Origin of the sequence: Singulisphaera sp. GP187, assembly GCF_900129635.1 — a bacterium.
In the GTDB taxonomy this organism is placed as follows: Bacteria; Planctomycetota; Planctomycetia; order Isosphaerales; family Isosphaeraceae; genus Singulisphaera.
The window spans coordinates 223657-240698 of sequence record NZ_FSRB01000003.1 but is presented as its reverse complement, the minus strand read 5'-3'; the positions used below and the strand labels follow the sequence as shown (position 1 = coordinate 240698).

General features: G+C 62.5%; 11 protein-coding genes and 1 riboswitch. Of the genes, 6 read left to right on the top strand and 5 right to left on the bottom strand.

Features of this window, described 5'->3' with window-relative positions:
- Positions 1-64 precede the first annotated feature (64 nt).
- Positions 65-1543: a DUF1501 domain-containing protein gene (locus BUS42_RS36950; protein ID WP_074316137.1), complete on the bottom strand. Its 1479-nt coding sequence runs from the start codon at positions 1541-1543 to the stop codon at positions 65-67.
- Complete coding sequence (locus BUS42_RS36945) at positions 1533-4088, bottom strand: PSD1 and planctomycete cytochrome C domain-containing protein (protein WP_074316133.1); 2556 nt, start codon at positions 4086-4088, stop codon at positions 1533-1535. The genes BUS42_RS36950 and BUS42_RS36945 overlap by 11 nt, the downstream gene beginning before the upstream one ends.
- A gap of 382 nt (positions 4089-4470) precedes the next feature.
- Between BUS42_RS36945 and BUS42_RS36940 the strand changes: the two genes are divergently transcribed.
- The 4 genes from BUS42_RS36940 to BUS42_RS36920 all read left to right on the top strand — a co-directional run bounded on the left by BUS42_RS36940 (position 4471) and on the right by BUS42_RS36920 (position 10284).
- Positions 4471-5469, top strand: a complete 999-nt coding sequence (locus BUS42_RS36940) for a hypothetical protein (RefSeq protein ID WP_074316131.1) — start codon at positions 4471-4473, stop codon at positions 5467-5469.
- A gap of 882 nt (positions 5470-6351) precedes the next feature.
- Positions 6352-6678, top strand: a complete 327-nt coding sequence (locus tag BUS42_RS36930) for a YciI family protein (protein WP_074317490.1) — start codon at positions 6352-6354, stop codon at positions 6676-6678.
- The gene (locus tag BUS42_RS36925; protein WP_074316126.1) at positions 6675-7946 is read left to right on the top strand and encodes an RNA polymerase sigma factor; all 1272 of its coding nucleotides are present in this window, start codon (positions 6675-6677) and stop codon (positions 7944-7946) included. Before BUS42_RS36930 ends, BUS42_RS36925 begins: the two co-directional genes overlap by 4 nt.
- Positions 7947-8040: 94 nt before the next feature.
- Positions 8041-10284 carry an ATP-binding cassette domain-containing protein gene (locus tag BUS42_RS36920; protein WP_074316123.1) on the top strand — a complete coding sequence of 748 codons (2244 nt, stop codon included), beginning with the start codon at positions 8041-8043 and terminating at the stop codon, positions 10282-10284.
- A 448-nt stretch (positions 10285-10732) separates the two neighbouring features.
- On the opposite strand, the gene BUS42_RS36915 is transcribed toward BUS42_RS36920, so the two are convergent.
- A complete protein-coding gene (locus BUS42_RS36915; RefSeq protein WP_074316121.1) occupies positions 10733-11269 on the bottom strand; it encodes a hypothetical protein in 537 nt (178 codons plus the stop codon).
- Positions 11270-12108: 839 nt separating this feature from the next.
- On the opposite strand from BUS42_RS36915, the gene BUS42_RS36910 reads away from it, so the two are divergent.
- Positions 12109-12756: a HEAT repeat domain-containing protein gene (locus BUS42_RS36910; RefSeq protein WP_074316119.1), complete on the top strand. Its 648-nt coding sequence runs from the start codon at positions 12109-12111 to the stop codon at positions 12754-12756.
- An 88-nt stretch (positions 12757-12844) separates the two neighbouring features.
- Here the strand turns inward: BUS42_RS36910 and ahcY are convergent, their stop codons facing one another.
- A complete protein-coding gene (gene ahcY, locus BUS42_RS36905) occupies positions 12845-14266 on the bottom strand; it encodes an adenosylhomocysteinase (protein ID WP_074316117.1) in 1422 nt (473 codons plus the stop codon).
- Between the two features lie 19 nt (positions 14267-14285).
- Positions 14286-14374: riboswitch (S-adenosyl-L-homocysteine riboswitch) on the bottom strand.
- Positions 14375-14557: 183 nt separating this feature from the next.
- Complete coding sequence (locus BUS42_RS43980; protein ID WP_159452342.1) at positions 14558-14719, bottom strand: hypothetical protein; 162 nt, start codon at positions 14717-14719, stop codon at positions 14558-14560.
- Between the two features lie 296 nt (positions 14720-15015).
- Between BUS42_RS43980 and BUS42_RS36895 the strand changes: the two genes are divergently transcribed.
- On the top strand, positions 15016-16278 hold the full coding sequence (locus BUS42_RS36895; RefSeq protein ID WP_074317488.1) for an aldo/keto reductase: 1263 nt from the start codon (positions 15016-15018) through the stop codon (positions 16276-16278).
- Positions 16279-17042 lie beyond the last annotated feature (764 nt).

Here is a 17042-nt window from a genome sequence, read left to right as displayed (position 1 = left end):
AACGAGGCGGCGGGGACCTTCCCGAAGCGAGTGATCAGCCAGGGCGGATCTTATTGCGTGTGGCTCACTTCGACACCTGATCGGCCCCCGGCGGCGACGCGAGGATCTCACCCACCACTCGGGCGGGGCGGCCGTCGATGAGTTGCTGGGCACGGCCGTTGGCGTGGTAGGCCAGCCGCGTGTGCTCCAGGCCAAGCTGGTGGAGGACCGTGGCCTGGAAGTCGTTTGGGGTGACGATCCCGTCGGCGGCGCGGTGGCCGACCTCGTCGGTGGCGCCGTGGATCATGCCGCCCTTGATTCCGCCGCCGGCGAGCCAGATCGAGAACCCTTGGCCGTTGTGGTCCCGCCCTGCGTTGTCGTCGAGGGTCCCCTCGCTGACCGGGAGCCGGCCGATCTCGCCGCCCCAGTGGACGAGCGTCGTGTCCAGCAGACCGCGCTGTTTCAAGTCTGCCACGAGTGCGGCGGCGGGCCGGTCGGTGCGACGGCAGATCTCGGGGAGTGTCGTTTTAATGGCGCTGTGGTTGTCCCAGGGCTGGCCGCCCAGGAAGAGCTGGACGAAGCGAACCCCGCGCTCGACCAGCCGCCGCGCGATCAGGCAGCGCGTGCCGTACTCGCGGGTGGCGTCCTGGTCCAGGCCGTAGAGCCGCTTGATGTACTCGGGCTCGCCGGAGACGTCGAGCGCCTCCTTCGCGGCGGTCTGCATTGACGCGGCGAGCTCGTAGGTCCGGATTCGGGCCTCCAGGTCGGTCTCACCGGGGTGCGAGGCCACGTGGCGGCGGTTCAGCGCATCGAGGAATTGGAGATTCCGAGCTTGCGCTTCGCCGCGGAGGTGGGGCGGCGGGTCGAGGTTGAGGATCCGCGGTTCCTGGGGGCGGAGCACGGTCCCCTGGTAGGTCGGCGGCATGAACCCGCTCGACCAGTTGTGGGTGCCGTCGACGGGGTGCCCGGCGGGGTCGGAGAGGACCATGTAGGCCGGGAGCTCCTGCGACTCGCTGCCAAGGGCGTAGACGACCCAGCTCCCGAGCGTCGGACGCCCGGTGATGCCCGCGATCCCGCCATGGAAGTAACGGATCGAGACTTCGTGGCCGTTGTGCCCGGTGTGCATCGACCGGATCACGCAGAGGTCATCCACCATCCGCGCTGTCTCGGGAAGCAGTTCCGAAACGTCCGTGCCGCACTGTCCGTGCTTGGCGAACTTCCAGGGGCTTCCAAGCAGCTTCTTGCTGGCGCGATTCACGAAGCTGAAGGCTACGTCGCCGCCGTAGTCTTTGCCGTGGTGCTTTGACAGCTCGGGCTTGGGATCGAAGAGGTCGACGTGCGACGGCCCCCCATGCATGAACAGCGAGATCATCGCCGTTGCCTTGGGGGCGTGGTGGGGTGGCCGGGGCCTGAGGTCGAGCGGCAGGTTCTCGCCGGGCTTGGGGGGCCCTGCGGCGAGCAGTCCGTCCTGGCGCAGCAGGTGCGCCAGGGCGAATGCACCGACGCCGAAGGCGGAGCTCGCCAGGAAGTCCCGTCTGCTGTGGGGGAGCGGCTCAGTCGACATAGAGGAACTCGTTGGAACAGAGGAGCTGCTGGCAGAGGTCCGTCAGCGCGGCCAGTTCGGGGTCATCACCGCCACGGGGGACCGCGACGAACGCAACGGCGGCGTCGAGCTCCTCGCGGCTGACCGGGCGCTGGTAGGCGACGAGCCAGGCATGGGCGATCATCCGAGGCAAACGATTGGCGGCAGGGTCCGTCGAGTCGGTGGCGGAGTTGGCGGGCGCCTCGGCCCGGAGCCGCTGGGCCATCGATTTCGCATGCCCCAGCGTGAACTCGCTGTTCATCAGCACCAGGGCCTGCGGCGCTGACGTGCTGAGCACACGGCGGTCGCAGTTGATGGCCATCACCGGCGCATCGAACGCGGAGAGCAGTGACACCGGCTTCGTGCGGCGTGCCTGGAGGTAAACGCTACGGCGCGGCGAGTCCTTGTCGGGGAGCACCTGGCCGACGGAATCCTCCGCCACCGGCACCGACGGGCCGAACGGAGTCCGGTCGAGGCGGCCTGAGACGGCGAGCACGTTGTCGCGAAACGCCTCGGCGTCGAGCCGGCGGACGGCGTAGCGGCCGTACAGGGCGTTCTCGATGTCCACCGCGTCTTGCGCCGGGGCGCGCCGCGAGGACTGGCGGTAGGCGGTGGACGTCAAGATGAGCCGGTGCATCCGCTTCAGGCCCCAGCCGCCGCGGGCGACGTCGTCGGCCAGCCAGTCGAGCAACTCGGGGTGCGTCGGCCGGGTGCCCAGTGCGCCAAAGTCGCCGGGCGTCTCGACCAGGCCGCGTCCGAAATGATGAAGCCAGAGCCGGTTCACGAGCACCCGCCCCACGAGCGGATGCCGGCCGTTCACCAGGTGGCGGGCGTAGGCCAGGCGGCGGCCGGTGGTCGGCAACGTCGGGTCATCGGGGGGAATCTCGTAACGCTGGCCGTCCGGGGCCGCGATGGTGAGGTCGCCCGGCCCGACCGGCGACTTCGGCTGGCGGTAGTCGCCGCGATGGAAGAGATGCGTCTCGGGCGCAACGCCGGGCACCTCGTCGAGCACGCTGACGAAGTCTTCCGGCGGCTTCTCCGACCGCTTTGCCGCAATCCGCTCGGCGTCCTTCTTGAGCTCGTCGGCGGCCTTGGGGTCGTACTGGTAAAGCACCCCCGCGCTGATGTTGACACTCGGGTTGGTGGCGAGGAGAGACTTTTGCTCGTCGGTCCGCTTATCGGCGGGGGCGTCGAGAGCCGCACGGAGCTTGCCCCGCACGTCCTCGGGGAACTTCGACAGCTCCGTTACTGTCGCGGCCGCGAGGAACCGGGCGGTCTTGGCGTCGAGCTCTTTCTGGATCGCCTGGGCCTCGGCCTCGACCGCTGTGGCGCGGGCACGGTTGGCGTCGGAGTAGAGCGAGATGAGCCGCTGACCGGGCTGGCGCCAATGCTGCGGGTCGAGGGCCGGCTCGAACACGGCGCGGAAGCGATAGTAGTCCGACTGGGGGATTGGGTCGTAGCGATGGTCGTGGCACTGGGCACAGGCGACGGTCAGGCCCAAGACCGCCGAACCGACGATCTTGATCGTGTCCGTGACGACCTGATTCGACACCAGGGCATCCGCGCCGCCGGTGGCAGTTCCGTCGGGGGCGGTGCGGAGGAAGCCGGTCGCTGCCAGGAGCTGCGTCTGCTCGGGCGACAGGTTCGCCCAGGGCTTCGGGACGAGCTCGTCGCCTGCGACTTGTTCGATAAGGAACCGATCGAACGGCGTGTCGGCGTTCAGGGCCCGGATGACGTAGTCGCGGTATTTGTAGGCGAACTGTCGCGGCGTGTCTTGCGTGCCGTCCCCTTCGGAGTCGGCGTAACCCGCCGCGTCGAGCCAGTGCCGCGCCCACCGCTCACCGTAATGGGGGCTGGCAAGGAGTCGGTCAACAAGCCGCTCGTAGGCGTCGGGCGCCGGGTCGGCGACGAACGCGTCGACCTCCTCCGGCGTCGGAGGCAGGCCCGTCAAGTCGGCGTGGACGCGGCGGATGAGGGTGCGTCGATCGGCGTCGGGGGCGAACCCGAGCCCGCGGTCGCGGAGCCTGGCCAGGACGAACGCATCGATTGGCGTCCGCACCCGGTCGTCCGGCCCGGCCTGCGGCGGATCCAGGCGTCGAATTGGCTGAAATGCCCAGAACGCCCGATCCTCCGGCGTGATGTCGATCCCCTGAGGCAAGCTCTCCGGCTCCTCCCGCGCCGTCGGCGCTCCCGCGGCGATCCACTTCTCGAGCACGGCGACGCGGTCGGCGGGCACCTTCGCATCGCCCGGCGGCATTTCGCCGTCCCGCACGCGGGCCAGGAGCTCGCTCTCGTCCGGCCGCCCTGGCACCAGCGCCGGCCCGGTCGCCCCGCCCCGCACTGCGAACCGCTTGAGCCGAAGGTCGAGCTTGCCCTTGAGCTGCTCGCCACCGCCGTGGCAGTCGAGGCAGTACGCCTTGAGGATCGGCCGCACGTCCCGCTCGAATGTCAGCGGCTGGTCGGCCCGGGCGGCCAGACCGGCGTGAGTCGTCACAAGGATCAGAAGCGTCGCGCCTAAGATACGCATCAAGACACCCTTCGGGCTCGTCCCCGCGCGGATGCGGCCCTGAGTCGGGCGGCGGCCGGGACATCGCTAAATCATTGTTTAACTTTGGGGCCGAGTCAAGCCGGAATCGGTCTGTGGTCGCACCCGCACTCCCGCCAGTCACGGCCCTCCTCGTTTACCACAAGCCCCAAAACAGGAGAGGCCGGCGGGGCCGCCGGATGCCCCAGACTTACCAACCAATCCCCTGGACACGGGCATTTGGCCTGAGGACAATAAGTGTTGAAGAGGATCATGCGATGTCGCTTACGGCGAGGTCGATACTCATCTGAGAAATCCCACTTCAACCAGGGGGACTTTCAAGATGGCGCCGCCAAATAAATTGGGAATGAGGGATCCGGTCTCCTTGAGTGAGGGCAAGCCGTTCGATGCTGCTCATGCGTTGGATGGCGGCACTGGTGAGCAGGTCATCAATACCGTGGAGTTGGAAAAGCTCAAGAGTCCCTCCCCTTCCAAAACCGATCGGCCGGGGGCGACGTTCGAGCGGTCGACAGGTTCGCCGTTTGTCGCTTGCGAGAAGCACATCAACCACCTCCTGGCCAATCAAAAGGTGTTTGATGCGATCAACACCCGCCTGCAAACCTTTACGCCCAAGATCGTGCTTGGCGATCACATCGTTTATTCCTGGGACAAGATCGAGAAGCTTTCCAAACAGCGATTTCTTCCAGTCATTGCCCATCGCGACGTTTTGAACGGCATCGACTTCATTGTCGAAGATCGCGAGAAGTTGCTCGTCGCCATTCGGAACGCAAAGGTGGGCGATCGTGCCGGCTTTGTCGAGGGGTCAAGCAGCGGTTGGAAACAACATTGGCCCCTCACCCTTTCCTTCCTGGCGACCGATGGCGTTGGGTTTCGCGAGGTTTTTCGACCGCGGATCAACGACCGGCCGTTGGACACGATGACGACGATGCGGTTCGACACCCGGTTAGGCCGTGACGTGGCGATCGATATTTCTGCTTTGCATTTGGCCGTGGCCCAGTTCAGTACGCTCAGCCAGGTTCGATGCAATGCCCACGTCGACAAGTTGACGGTCACGCTCGGCGGATTAGGGGACGACGTCCAGATCTCGCCATCCGTGCTCAGCCATTTCGTGAACGAGCTGCTGTTCAAGACCAAATTGCAGGGAAAGCTGCCCGACTGGATCCTCGACACCTTCGACTTCAGCTTATTGAACCCGGATGAGGGCTTCTTGAATGCGGGTGTTGTCGCGAACCTCATCAATAAGCCGCACTTCAAGTGGACGCTCAACTTTTCGGTGGGGTTGAACAATAACGTTCAACCCGAATGGTCGGGGAACTTCCGATTCGAAAAATCCATCGGCACTGGCGTGGTCGTGCAATTTTGAAATGAACGAATCATGATGCTCGGAGCCCCTTCAGCTTGGTGGTGTCGAACCGATGGGCGCGAGCTGACGGTCCGGGTGACAAAGGCAGAGGCCGAGGAACTGACCGTCTGGTTCAAATCCTGGCATCCGGTAAATCCCGGCACCCCGTTCGGATGGTGGGAGGTCGTTCTGCTGCGCAAGATTGGCTGGGCGAGTTCGCTCGCCCGAATTCGCCCCATGTTGTTGAGACATCAGCGAATTCGGTCGTTGTCGGGTGGGTTCCAGTCCTGTCGTGCCTGGTTTCAGTCTTGTCGTTATCGATGCGATCGTGTTGGATCAGCCCAAGTTCGGCGAAAGCGAAGAACGTCGCCTGGTCGATAACCGAATGATCCTCGTAACCGGGGCAGTCGGTCAACTTGGTGCGGTTGGGCGAACCGTGACCGAACTGCTCCTCGATCGCGGGCGTCCGGCTCCCGCCATGGTCGCGAGGACGAGCGGGCGGCTGCCCTGTGGGCCGCCGGTGCCGAGGTGGTGATCGGAGACCGACTCGAACCGGCCGGCCTCTCTCGGGTTGCCAGCGGCTGTCGGCGGGTCGACTTCGGCATGTTCGTGTTCGCCGGGTCGCCGACGGCGACCGTGACCCTGGCGGCGGTCGCTCGCGAAGTCGGGGTGGACGCACTTGTCAACAGGTTCCCGATGACCGTCTCCTCGATGAGCATCCAGAACACCACGTGGGCCCTCAGCAGCGGTAGCACTGGCTCAGCGAGCTGCGCGGATCGTATCGGGCGCGTCGATGGATTTTTTTTCGCGCGAGTGTCCGAAGGGTTGTGGCTTGTTCGTTGTATTCACGTAAGGCGGGGGACGGACCTCCGCCCGCGGATGCGAAACGGTCTGGAGTCTGTCATGGCGAAGTTTCTGTTCATCTATCGCGAATCCACGGAGAGTCGCGTCCAGCCGTCTCCTGAGGAAATGCAGGCTTTGGGGGCGGCCTGGGGCGCATGGATGCAAAAGTTCAGCTCGTCGATTGTGCCCGGAGGCGACGGATTGAAGCACACCGGCCGAATCGTGAAGGCTGGCCTTGTGACCGACGGTCCCTATGTCGAAGCCAAGGAAATCATCGTCAGCTTCACGATCATCCAGGCCGACGACTACGACGCCGCGCTGGCGATCGCCCGTGCGTGTCCGCCCGGGCACACGATCGAGATCCGCGAAATGGCCGGCTACGCGTGAGCGAACCGCGCACGCTGGTGGAGCACTTTTTTCGCCACGAGTTCGGCCGGCTCAGCGCCGTGCTGACCCGGTCGCTCGGCGTGCGCCGGCTCGACCTCGTCGAGGACGTCGTTCAAGCCGCGCTCGTGCAGGCCCTGGAAACCTGGTCTCGGCGCGGCGTGCCTGAAGACCCGGCCGGCTGGCTCTACCGCACCGCCCGCAACCTGGCGATCGACGCGCTGCGGCGGGAGCGAATCCACGCCCAGGCATTGCCGCGCCTGGCCGAAGACGACGAGCGGGAATCGTCGCCGCTCGAAGCGCATTTCGCCGACGAGATCGGCGACGAACCGCTTCGCCTGCTCTTCGTCTGCTGCCACGAAGCGGTGCCGGCCGAATCCCGCGTCGCCATCGCGCTGCGGACGCTCTGCGGTTTCAGCACCGCGGAGATCGCCCGCGCGTTGCTCACCACCGACGCCAACGTCCAGAAGCGGATCGAGCGGGCGCGGGATCGGCTGTGCGAGCTGGACGTGGATTTTGATACGCCGGCAGCGGCTCAGCTTTGCGGTCGGCGGGACGCGGTTCTCGCGGTCGTCTATCTCCTTTTCAGTCAGGGCTGCCACGTCACCCATGGCGACATGCCGATCCGCCGTGACCTGTGCGACGAGGCGCGACGGCTGGCGCGGATGCTCGCCGCCCATCCCGTCGGCGACGTCCCGGCGGTCCATGCCTTGCTCGCGTTGATGTGCTTTCACGGAGCCCGCTTTGACGCGCGCGTCGCTCCCAATGGCGCCATCGTTCTGCTCGAGGAACAGGATCGTTCCGCCTGGAACTGGAGTGACGTGCGTGAAGGCATGGCGTGGCTCGCCAGGTCAGCCACCGGCGACGAGCTGACGCGCTATCACGTGGAAGCCGGCATCGCGTGGGAGCACTGCCGTGCGCCGAGCTTTGCCGACACCGATTGGCGACGGATCGCCGAATTGTACGACACGCTCGATCGCATCGCGCCGTCGCCGCTGCACTCCCTCAACCGCGCGGTCGCCGAAGCCTATCTGCACGGCCCGCAAGCCGGCCTCGAGCGGTTGGCCGCCGTTCTTCCGGAACGCGTTCCCGCCCGTTATCCCGGTTGGCACACCGTGATCGGCGAACTCCATTTCCGACTCGGCCGACACGCCGCCGCCGAGCGCGCCTGGCGGGAAGCCTTACGCTTTACCACGGCCCGCGCCGATCGAGAATTCTTGGGTCGCCGCCTCGCCGTCTGCCGGCCCGATGGAGGCGATCCCGCCACTTGAGTAACGCCGGCCCAAGGTCCTGTCGACGGAAAGCCCGCTTGTCGTTGCGTTCCAAACAACAAAACAGATTCGGTGACGAGGAGAATCCCGTACGATGCCTCAAGAATATATCGAAATTCGTGGCGCGCGTGAAAACAACCTCAAAGACGTTTCTCTTCAACTCCCCAAACGCAAAATCACCGTATTCACAGGCGTTTCCGGTTCGGGCAAATCCTCTTTGGTGTTTGACACCATCGCCTCCGAAGCCCAGCGCCGTCTGTACGAAAACTTTTCCATGTTCGTCCGCAACTTTCTCCCTCGGTATCCCCAGCCCGATGCGGACGCCATCGAAAACCTCAGCATGGCGGTCATCATTGACCAAAAACGACTCGGGGGCGGTTCCCATTCCACCGTCGGTACCGTCATCGATATTGCCCCGATTCTTCGAGTCCTCTTTTCCCGCATCGGCAAGCCCTACGTTGGCTATTCCAATTCCTTTTCCTTTAACGATCCCGCGGGCATGTGTCCCGAATGTCACGGCATCGGGCGCAAACTCAGTATCAAATCAGACACATTTTTGGATATGGAAAAATCGTTGAACGATGGCGCCGTGCAGGTTCCCTTTTTCTCGAAATGGGAAAACTCAGCCTATTCGAGTTCGGGCTTTTTCGATAATGACAAAAAGTTGTCGAATTTTACCCAACAGGAAATGGACTTGCTGCTCCACGGCAAGGACTTGAAATTCAAGCTCCCGATCGGCGAAACCACCATGAATGCCTCGTATCAGGGCATTATGGGGAAAATCAACAAATCGTATATCCAGCGAGACATTAAAACCCTATCGGCACGCACGCGGAAAAATGTCGAACCCTATCTGACCATGATGACGTGTCCACTGTGCAATGGCGCACGCCTCAGCCAAGCCGCGCTCAACTGCAAGGTCAAGGGTTACAATCTTGCTCAACTCTCGGACATGCAAGTGGACGAGTTGATTCGCGTTCTTCAAACCGTCAACATTCCCGAAGCCGCGCCCCTGATCCAAGCCCTCACCGAACGCTTGCAACAATTGGTCAATATCGGTCTCGAATACCTCTCGTTAAGCCGCGAAACCGACACCCTTTCGGGGGGCGAATCCCAACGCGTTAAAATCGTCAAACATCTGACGAGCGGCTTGGTGGATGCGATTTACATTTTCGATGAACCCAGCGTCGGTCTCCACCCGCGCGACGTGCATCGCATGAACGACCTTCTGCAATCGCTCCGCGACAAAGGCAACACCGTCATCGTCGTCGAACACGACCCCGCCGTCATGACCGTCGCCGACAACATCGTGGACATGGGACCTCGCGCAGGGACGCAAGGCGGCACGATTGTCTACGAAGGGACCTATCAAGGACTGACCGAAGCCAAAACCCTCACCGCCCAATTCCTCAACCGCAACGTCGCCATCAAGTCCGAGTTTCGCAAACCCAGAGGCAAACTCTCGGTTCGCAAAGCAAATCTCAACAACCTGAAAAACATCAGCGTGGAGATTCCCACGGGCGTCCTAACCGTCGTCACCGGTGTGGCTGGTTCGGGCAAAAGTTCACTCATCAACGAAGCCTTTCTCCAGCAACATCCCGAAGCCTCCGTCATTGACCAATCCCCCATCGGCGTCTCGAGCCGTTCCAACCCCGCTACCTATACGGGCATCATGGACGAAGTGCGCAAAGCCTTTGCCGCCGCCAACAAAGTCGATGCGGGTCGATTCAGTTTCAACTCGAAAGGCGCGTGCGACAATTGCCAGGGGTTGGGTGTCACGTACACTGACCTCGCCTTCCTGGAAGGCGTTGCCTTGCCCTGCGAAATCTGTCAGGGCAAACGCTTCAAAGAAGAGGTTCTCCAATACAAATACCAGGGCAAGTCCATCGCCGACATTTTGGAACTGACCGTCAGCGACGCGTTGGAATTTTTCAAAATCCGCGGTGTGGCCACCAAACTCCAGGCACTCAGCGATGTGGGGCTGGATTACCTCACCCTCGGGCAACCGTTGAGCACCCTTTCCGGCGGAGAATGTCAACGCATCAAACTTGCCAGTGAACTCCACAAACAAGGCAGCATCTATGTTCTAGACGAACCCACTACGGGGCTGCACATGTCCGACATTACCCACCTCGTCGATATCATGAATCGCCTCGTCGAGGGCGGCAATACTGTCCTCGTCATCGAACACAACCTCGACGTCATCAGCAGTGCTGACTGGATCATCGACATGGGGCCGGAAGGCGGCAACAAAGGCGGTCAAATTATTTTTGAGGGAACGCCGAAAGAGTTGCTGGGAGCGAAACAATCGTTGACGAGCAAATATTTAAAGCAATAGACGGGCAGGTTCGAGGGCTCGGGAGACATCCTTCTCACAGAAAACGATGCGATGCCGAGACCCCGCTCTGGGGGGGCAATTGAAGTGCTTAAACCGCGTGCCGGACTGACCCGCTTTACCCCCCCCATCCGTCCATTTGGTTCCCGCCGGCTGGTTTTCGCATCGACGGCACAGATACTGAGTGCGTCGGTAGGATCGTCCGCAGGGTATCGGCCCGATTCACGCGAGTTTGCGTTGTCGGTTACGTTACTCGGGTCGCAAGCGGGAACCAGCCGGGATGGCGACGGCGCGTGGGCGTTCGGGGGACGTTAGGTAATGACTCCCGCTTTTGTCGGTTCAACATTCCAGTGGCACGAGGCTGCACGCCGGCCAAATCGGTGGGCGCGACAGCCTCGGCAGAACCCAACGCGTTCATGCGCCGTTTGGTCTTGTTGTCCGGACGCTGCTGCTATTGTTTGCGCACGAGTTTCAGTCCGCAGCACATCTCCTTCGCGGGGGCGCCGCTGTCCCAGCCGACCCCGTTCACTTCAATGTGGTCTTTGTCGACCATCGTGAGCGTTGCCTCGTGCATGTGCTTGTCCTTCGTCGGGTCCAGGTTGGAACCGCCGGCAAACTGGAATCGGATCTGGTTGGCCGCCGACTTTCGATCGGCCTTCATGCGCGGTTGGTTACCCAGCACGCAATAATGGGTCATGACGAGGTCGGGCCCGTCGACAGAGTAGATCGAGACCATCTCGTGCGGTTGGCCGGGGAAGAGCGTCTCGTGCACCACGCTGCCGCCCGCAGTCACCTTGATAATTGACATGACTTGATCGGTCGGCTTGCCGTCTTCATCGGCGGCCAGCCAGCTGCCTGCCAGCTTCTTCATCTTCTCGAGATCGGAATTGGCGGTCACCGGCGGCCGTTGGCCGGTCTTCTCGTCGCCGTAGGCCGCAAGCTGAAGAGCAAAGAACAGCGCGGGGCAAATAAGCAGTCGTCGGGTCATTTGGGTTCTCCTTCAGGAAAGAGTTCAGGCTGGGGTTGCTCGCAACCCCCAATCGCACGCCACCAATTGGTCGAACGACATTGGGCCTGATCGACGCGCGGTCAAAAATAAATTTCCGGTACGTTCGCCCGACCTGTACTTGCGAATCTGGCGCACTGCTAAAGGTCTTCAGCGAAGGAAATAACGTCCCCGACTGCTCGAGACACTTGAACTTATTTGTCCGGAGCCAGCATTTTCCTCGCCTCACAGAAAACCCTGATGCCCGCCGGGCCGGAGGGTCAGCGACTCCGTACCCAACGCGGCAACCGGAGCATGCCGGGCCACATGCGGTCGGCCTCCGCACGCGGCGCTGACGCACCAAAGCGGTCTGCTCAGTGGTTGGTGACTTTGCGAGTGTCGGACGAATCAACTGCGGGGTGTCGGAGCGAAGCGCGAAACGCGACGGCCCGCTTCGATGAATTGGTCGGGTTGTCGGCGATGGCTACGGCGAACTTGAGATCGTTCTCGATGAGGAGGAAGTCATCACGGACGGGCTCTCGCGGAGCCGGTCAGGAGCGGCGTGGAAGTGGTCGGCGAGTTGCCAACACTTCCTCGGAGAACCTGCGTGACTCTCGTGCGATTCGCCAGTGCCCGGCGGACCAACTCCCCATGACCGGGGACGCTCGGCTGGTGAGAGTGAGGCGGATCGGCCATTTTGCCGCGTGAGCGGCTTGGTTGAGACAGGTGTTGCACCTGGCCAGGAGCCTGATAGGCTTTCGGGGGAGGCATTGACACCTGGGCAGGTTAGGCATGTGAGCTTTACCGTCCGGCCAACATCTCATGATTTTCGGGAGGATCGCATGAACTCAAGGTCATTGTCCATCGGTCTGTTCCTCGCCTTGATCGCGAACACTGTGGCGTTCGCCGCTCCGCGACCATTGGACATGGATGCTGCCGCTGCGGAAGTGTCATCCTCATACGGCAAGGCCGAGCCGGAGGTGCAGGAGTTTGTTTTGCATACCGCACGCTCATTCGGTCGCAATGGCTTATGGCTTAATGAGAACGCTTACGCGGATCTGAAACCCGCCGATCGCGAAGCGCGAGTTTCCTATCTCGTCAAGCTTTTCGATGAGCCCGAGTACGGCCGCCACTTGTGCTCGGCCTTGGCCGAGGCCAGCGCTCTGAAAGACTCGCGGCTTGTTCCCGGGTTGAAGAAGGTCGCCGCGTACCACGTTGAGGGGCAAGACTATGACTGTCGCCCCAAGTGGATGGCCATTGCCGCGCTATCCCGGCAGGAATCGCCGAGCGTGGTGCCATTGCTAGTCAGTTTGATCGACCATGGCAATCAGAACACGCGTTTTTGGGCACGTGCCGCGTTGGTGAGAATGGCGAAAAACGATTTTAAGGCAGATAAGCAGGCGTGGAACCAATGGTGGGTCGGCCAAGGGCACGAGGCGATCGATCCTGCATTCCTCAAGCCCTACAAGCCGCCGGTGGCGGAGAAGTGAAGGAGGCACCTGGTTGGATACCCATCCTCCCTGGAAATGGTGGCGGCAGGGGACGTAGCCCCCTGCCGCCCAAGCAAGCCGATCACGATCAATAGCGGTAGTGGTCGGACTTGTAGGGGCCTTCCTTCGGGACGTGGATATAGGCGGCCTGTTCCGGCGTCAGTTCGGTCAACTCGACGTTCAGCTTCTTGAGTTGCAAGCGGGCGACGTGCTCGTCCAGCTTCTTGGGCAGGACGTAGACGCCGACGGGGTACTTCTCGTTGTGCTGCCAGAGCTCGATCTGGGCGAGGGTCTGGTTCGCGAACGAGGAGCTCATCACATACGAGGGGTGGCCGGTGCCGCAGCCGAGATTGACCAGGCGGCCCTTGGCGAGCAGGATGATCCGCTTCCCGTCGGGGAAGATGATGTGATCGACCTGCGGCTTGATCTCCTCCCAGGTGTATTTCTCAAGCGACTCCACGTCGATCTCGTTGTCGAAGTGGCCGATGTTGCAGACGATGGCCTGATTCTTCATCTTGGCCATGTGGTCATGCGTGATGACCCTGTAGTTGCCGGTGGTCGTCACGAAGATGTCGGCCTTGTCGCAGGCATAGTCCAAGGTGACGACGCGGTAGCCTTCCATCGCGGCCTGCAACGCGCAGATCGGGTCGATTTCGGTGATCCAGACTTGGGCCGAGAGGGCGCGCAGGGCCTGGGCCGAACCCTTGCCCACGTCGCCGTAGCCGGCGACGACGGCGATCTTGCCGGCGATCATCACGTCGGTGGCGCGCTTGATGCCGTCCACCAGCGACTCGCGGCAGCCGTACAGGTTGTCGAACTTGGACTTGGTGACCGAGTCATTGACGTTGATGGCGGGGAACTTCAACTCGCCACGCTTGTGCATTTGATAGAGGCGGTGGACGCCGGTGGTGGTCTCCTCGGTGACACCCTTGACGGCGGCGAGGTTCTTGGAGTACCAACCGGGCTGCGCGCTGATCCGGCTCTTGATGGCGGCGAAGAGGATGCGCTCCTCCTCGCTCGTCGGCTTGTCGAGGACGGAGATGTCGGCCTCGGCGCGGGCGCCCAGGTGGAGGAGCAGAGTGGCATCCCCACCGTCGTCGAGGATCATGTTCGAGTGCCCGCCGTCAGCCCACTCGAAGATCTTATGGGTGTATTCCCAGTACTCCGTGAGGGACTCGCCTTTATAGGCATAGACGGGGATACCGGCGTCGGCGATGGCGGCGGCGGCATGATCCTGGGTTGAGAAGATGTTGCACGAGGCCCAGCGGACCTCGGCGCCGAGGGCCTTGAGCGTCTCGATCAGGACGGCCGTCTGGATGGTCATGTGGAGCGAGCCGGTGATGCGAGCGCCCTTGAGGGGCTGGCGCGAGGCATACTCCTCGCGGATGGCCATGAGGCCAGGCATCTCGGTCTCAGCGATGGCGATCTCGCGGCGGCCCCAGGGGGCAAGCGCGAGGTCAGCGACGTGGTAATCCTTGACTGTCGCAGGCTTTTGAGCAACGGCGGTCACGTTCAAAGTCTCCTGAAACGATGAACGGGCGCCGTTGCACAGTGAAAATCCACCCCAGCGAGCCTGGCAGGAACGCCCATGCGTGCCGTCGCAGCGCCCCTCGACGAGATGGTGGTGGCTTGTTGAATTGAGGCAAGCCACCGTGGAAGAACCAATTTCTGAAGCAGCTAATTCATAGCAAAACGAACGGTTCGGAGGCAAGATGAAGGTCGGCGGAGTCCGGCAGCCCGCCCCGAATGACGCTTAAACTGCCGTTCAGGGCCGGCCTGATCGCCACGAAGACGCCACCGATCATTGGAGCCACCAGCCGTCCGGGCATCGGGCTTCGGTCACACTGACCGAAGTGCGTCGGACCGAAGCACGCAACACGACCGTCCTGGCCAAGGCGGTGAAGCGATTCGACTTCCCGACCATCCTCCCCACGGTCGAGACGGAAAGTTTCTCAGGTTCCATGTGGCCCCAACTCCTGGAAGCCGTTCCCGGCCCGAGAGGCTCTTTGGGAGCCGATTCAATCCGAACACCGTCACGCATCGGCCGGCCGACTTCGCTCGCAGGGCTGATCTCGGACCCGAATCCCGGTGTCGCTGTTGCATGCGTCGGTCTGATCCCCACCCCATGGCACTCGCTCGCTTTGCGCAGCGGTCAGTCAGGGCGGGCCCATTGCTGGACTCTCCGTTGGTATCCGTCTACATTGAGCGATGTGGGCTTGCGGAATGGTTGATCTCTCCCTCAACCCGAAGGACCAAGCGATGTCTGACTCCGATGCGGTCCCAATGCGTCGTCGCGCGTTCATTCAGAATGGCGCGGCCGCGACTGTCGCGGCGACGGCTCTGACGCAGACGCCGACTTTGGCGGAGGCTGCTTCGCCCCTCCCCGCCAAGCCACTTGAACTCCCCAGGCGCACCCTGGGCAATACGGGGGTCGCGGTCACGATCCTGAACGGTGGCACCGCGCGTGCTCCCGACGCCCTCGATCGGCTCCTGCGCTTTGAGTACAGCCTCGGTGTCCGTTTCTTTGACACGGCGGCGACCTATGGAACGGAGGGTGGATTCAAAACTTGGTTCACGGCCATGCCGGAGGTCCGTTCACAGATCTTTCTTGCGACGAAGGACGGCGTTGCGCGGCCCAGCGATATGATCAAGCGGGTCGATCTGCGATTGCAGGCGCTCGGGACGGATTACATCGACTTGCTTTACTTTCACGCGCTGTCAGGAAAGGCAGTCGACTACGGCCTGACCCGTAACGAGATGGACTGGCCGAAGAGCAAGGAGATGAAAGAGACGATCGCCGCCCTCAAGAAAAGCGGCAAGGTGCGATTCGTTGGTTTCGCAACCCATGACCAACACCGTGCCGAGCAGCTTGAGGCCGCCGCCGAGGGTGGCCTGATGGATGTGGTCATGGTCGCCATGAATCCGTGGTTGGAGCAGGATTCTCGACTCAACCGGGCGATCGACGCTTGTTACAAGAAGAAGATCGGCCTCGTGGCGATGAAGGTCGTGGCCGGCCACCTGGCACTCTCGGGTTTCGAGCGAAGTCTCAAGCAGTTGCAGTTCCAAGCTCCGGTGCTGAAGGAGCGAAGCCTCAACCCTTATCAGGGGATTTTGCAAGCCCTCTGGTCGGATGAGCGGATCGCCTCCGCCTGTGTGGCGATGGCGAACACCGATGAGGTCAACCAAAACACGGAGGCCGCTCGGCGTTACCAACCCATGAAACCGGCCGAGATCCAGGGGCTGCGGGTCGCAATGCTGGGTGCCGGTCCGACGATGTGCGCGGAATGTGATGGCAGGTGTGGACTGGCTGCGGGCACGAACGCTCGCCTGGGCGACTTGGCACGCTTCCTGACTTACCACGAGCATCATGGCGCTCGCCAACACGCCCGTGACGCCTACGCCAAGCTCGCCCCACACGAGCGCGACTGGCACGATGCCGATCTCGATGCCGCCAGGGCGGCTTGTCCCACCAAGCTCGACTTCGCCCGGCTCTTGCCTGACGTGGACAAGTTTCTCGTTTAGCATCAATGATGAATTTGTTGATATTCAAGAATCGAATTTTGATCATCGTCACAAGCTTGCAAGCCCTATCTTTCAAGAGCAAAACGGCTTGTAATCGGTCATCGGCTTGGTGGAGATCAGTGAGAAGTCTCCGAATTTCGGTGATTCGAGACATCACGGCCTGGCGGCGGCCCCGGCTGCTGAGCTTGGTCGGTAGGCGGCCCAGGAGTCGGTGCGGCTATGAGCGATGAGCTGAATCCTTACGCCGCCCCTGCCTCGGACTCTTCGATCGGAACGACCCGATCGAAGAGTCCGAGGCATCCGAACCCCATAGGCCCGCTCGTCTACTTCGTCGGGTGGTCATGGCCGCTTGTCCTTGGTTTGTGTGGAGTCGCTGCGGACAGGGTTCGTATCCCCGCTCTCACAAAAGTCGTACTCTCGTTCGCATCCCTGCTGCTTCCGGTATTCGTGACGTGGTATGGCGGCCGATGGCGGTGGGGCTGCGCCACGGTTCTGGGGGCTTACTGCCTCCTGAGCGTCTTGGTCATGTGGTTCTGGAACTGAGCGTCCGCGTCCGCGTCCGCTCGCCTAACCGCCGCGCTGCGCGGCCCCGGCCACGCGAGCGCTTTCCGATCCCTCCTCTGCGCCGTTCACGGCTCATCGTCTGGTGGCCGAGAACCGTAGCCGGTCCGGCTTCGTTTCGCGGGGCGACACCTCGAGACATCGCTCGCGTTGGCTATGGCGTGGCCCCAGTGTCGGTTATTATGACGAACCAGGATCGTCCG

Coding starts and splice junctions, on each gene's coding strand:
- BUS42_RS36910 (WP_074316119.1), top strand. CDS start 12,109: ATGAACTCAAGGTCATTGTCCATCGGTCTGTTCCTCGCCTTGATCGCG.
- BUS42_RS36950 (WP_074316137.1), bottom strand. CDS start 1,543: ATGTCGACTGAGCCGCTCCCCCACAGCAGACGGGACTTCCTGGCGAGC.
- BUS42_RS36895 (WP_074317488.1), top strand. CDS start 15,016: ATGTCTGACTCCGATGCGGTCCCAATGCGTCGTCGCGCGTTCATTCAG.
- BUS42_RS36920 (WP_074316123.1), top strand. CDS start 8,041: ATGCCTCAAGAATATATCGAAATTCGTGGCGCGCGTGAAAACAACCTC.
- BUS42_RS36930 (WP_074317490.1), top strand. CDS start 6,352: ATGGCGAAGTTTCTGTTCATCTATCGCGAATCCACGGAGAGTCGCGTC.
- BUS42_RS36915 (WP_074316121.1), bottom strand. CDS start 11,269: ATGACCCGACGACTGCTTATTTGCCCCGCGCTGTTCTTTGCTCTTCAG.
- BUS42_RS36945 (WP_074316133.1), bottom strand. CDS start 4,088: ATGCGTATCTTAGGCGCGACGCTTCTGATCCTTGTGACGACTCACGCC.
- BUS42_RS43980 (WP_159452342.1), bottom strand. CDS start 14,719: ATGGAACCTGAGAAACTTTCCGTCTCGACCGTGGGGAGGATGGTCGGG.